2 protein-coding genes are annotated in these 2,663 nt (G+C 66.8%); both read left to right on the top strand.

Annotation, left to right across the window (positions count from 1 at the left end; translation table 11 throughout):
- Positions 1-130: 130 nt before the first annotated feature.
- The gene (locus tag FLV34_RS39020) at positions 131-1,684 is read left to right on the top strand and encodes a hypothetical protein (protein ID WP_147945561.1); all 1,554 of its coding nucleotides are present in this window, start codon (positions 131-133) and stop codon (positions 1,682-1,684) included.
- A gap of 44 nt (positions 1,685-1,728) precedes the next feature.
- Complete coding sequence (locus FLV34_RS39015) at positions 1,729-2,286, top strand: hypothetical protein (RefSeq protein ID WP_147945560.1); 558 nt, start codon at positions 1,729-1,731, stop codon at positions 2,284-2,286.
- The last annotated feature ends 377 nt before the right edge of the window (positions 2,287-2,663 follow it).

Raw genomic sequence — 2,663 nt, 5'->3', positions numbered from 1 at the left:
GAGCACGGGTGTGCCTTCCCGACCGACGTTGGCGCGTCGGTCATGCATGAGACCTACATGATCATCGGGAAGGTACACCCCTTCCCTGAAGATCCACAGGTTCTAAGCATTGCTCAGGCAGGAATCCCCCATGGCCTATGCCGATCGGATCTCTCCCGTTCTCCGTGCCGCGTTCGAGCTTCTACGTGAAGCCGGACGGCCACTGCGGCCCGAAGAAGTTCGCAAGGAAGTCGAAAGCAGAGTGACGATTCCTGCGGAGCTCCGGGGGCCCAACGCCCACGGCCAGGCGCGGTGGTGGGCGCAACTGGGCTTTCGCACGGGCGAGGCCGCATCGATCGGCTGGATGACCAAGCGGAACGGCTGGGCGATCACCCAAGCGGGAATCCGCGCGCTCGATGACTTCGAGGGCACCGAACTCTATCGGGAATTGGTGCGCCAATACCGCGCGAGACGATTGCCGCCGAGGCCACATGACCGTCCCGGGACCACGCCTCCGCCTGATCCGATTCCTGCCGCCTTCGAGCAGTTTCAGCAGAACCTCGAGTATGCCCGCCAACTCGTGGACGGGGGCCGCAACCTGGAACGACTCGCGGTCGGCTCCTTCGACGTCACCGACCTCTACCGCGCGGCCTGGACCCAAGCCGTGGCGGCCCTCGACCACTGGGTCACACGCGAGATCGTCGACCGGGCCCTTGCTCTGGCCCTGAACCCGGAAGCGCGCCGTCCTCCCAAGTTCAGCAATCTGAGCATCCCCGTCGAGCTGTTCGAGAGGATTCACCATCACGACGAACCTCTCGGGGAGACCTTCGGCGCCCACCTGGAGAAGCATTTCTCCTTCATGACCTTTCAGAATCCAGAGAAGATCAAGGAAGGGTTCGCGTACGTCAGCACGGTGAACCTCTGGGTGAAGGTCGCCGAGGTCCTGACCGCACAGGACGCCAGGAGTCCGATCACCGCGGACGGCGTCCGTACGAGGCTACGGGAGATCGCCTGGCGCAGGAACAACATCGCCCACACCGCTGACCACGACCCGCAACGTCCCGGGCGGAAGGCCCCGATCACCGCCGCCGAGGCGGAGGCGACCATCGAGTGGCTCGAAGCAATGGCCATCGCCATTCAGCAAGCCCTCGGAGATCCCCTCCCTGCCATGACCCCCGACGCCGCGGATGAACTGCGAGCCGCCCCTGTGACCGCCGAGGCGGAACCGGCCACAGGCCCCCGGGGAAAGCGCACGTGGGACGAGCCGAGCTTCCTCCAGGCCGTGGAGGAGTACTGCCCCGCCGGGGTGCGCGACACGCTGCTGGCCGTCTACCGTCACGCCGAGAGCCACCCGTCCTTCCACGAGTACTACTTCGGCGAAGGCGAGTACCCCTCGGTCACCGCATGGTTCAACCTCGGCTCCGACAAGGCCTCCGTGTGGAGCATCTATACAGGGCCGGCCAAGTCGGTCCTGGCCGTCAACTTCGGGTCCGTACGCAATCACGGCGCTTCACGAGAACGTATGACACGGCTCGCCGAGAGGCTCGGTGTCCTTCCGGGATCGGCCCGTCTCCGCGACCAGCTCGAATCCGCCGACTACGGCAAGTACCCGTCGCTCCAGCCGGATGCCCTCGCACGTCCGGAGGCCCGGGAGGTCATCATCACGGCGCTGAACGAGTTCCTGACCGGCGAAACGCCCCACTGACCATGCCGAACAGCAACAAACGGCAGGGCTGACAGCAGCGGGTGGTGGTCAACGCCACGGCATTCGCGGCGGCGCTGGCAGAAGAGATCGCTCCCGAGGACCGGGGCGGTGGTTGGCTGACGAGAAGCTCGGCGGCGAAAGGATTCGCCATGCCCGAGCACGGGGCGACGTACAACATCGCACGTGACAACGCCCGGGTCGGTGTCCAGGCCGGAGCCGTTCAGGGCGACGTTCGGCTCGGCATGGAACCTGATCGGCCGGCCGACCTGGTGGAGGCGCTCGCCGGGTTCGGCTCTCAGCTCGGGCGCGCGTGGGAGGACGGTCGTCTCGCCGAGGACACCTACATCGCGGCTCGGGCGGAGCTCGGTGCGGCCGAGGAGGCCCTGCAGACGGAGGCCCTGCAGGGCAAGGGCAGGCTGCCCCTGGCGCTCGAGAAGCTCCGCGGGTTGATCCGCGGCGTCGGCGAGCGGGCTGATCCGCCATCCGGCGGCCGAAGTGGCGCGCCGATGGAACAGCCGATGGAACAACGGCACGCTGTGAAGCGACCGTCAGCAACTGGCCGCTCCCCTGCACACGCTTCTTCCTTGAACGGTCTTCCTTGAGTGGTTTCTCCCTTGAACGGTGCCGGTGGCGAGGGGTCGTCAAAAGGGTGGTGTCTCGAGGTCGCGTTGGATGAGTGTTCCTCCCGATTCGTCGTCCTTTGATCTGCTGTCGTCGTGTTCCTTTGCGCCGGGGCTGCCCGCGCCTGCTGCGTGCGTCGCGTGCCTACGGGTTGGTTGTGCCGGGGCTTCTGCGGGGGTTTGTGCCGTTGGGGATGGGGGAGGGCATGGTGGGGCCATGATCGTGTCTGGTGCTCCGGGGAGGTCGCCGGGCAGGCGTCCGGGTGGGGCGTCGGGCCAGGTGCGGGGCTGGGGGTCGGGGACGGGCTGGATGATCTTCGGGAGTGGGCTGCGGTAGGGGTGTCCGAGTGGGCTGGTCC

The organism is Microbispora sp. CSR-4 (assembly GCF_008033685.1).
In the GTDB taxonomy this organism is placed as follows: domain Bacteria; phylum Actinomycetota; class Actinomycetes; order Streptosporangiales; family Streptosporangiaceae; genus Microbispora.
This window is presented reverse-complemented; position numbering and strand designations above follow the sequence as displayed.

What these genes read in the sequence shown, in the direction of transcription:
- FLV34_RS39020 (WP_147945561.1), top strand. Translation starts at nt 131, where the DNA reads ATGGCCTATGCCGATCGGATCTCTCCCGTTCTCCGTGCCGCGTTCGAG.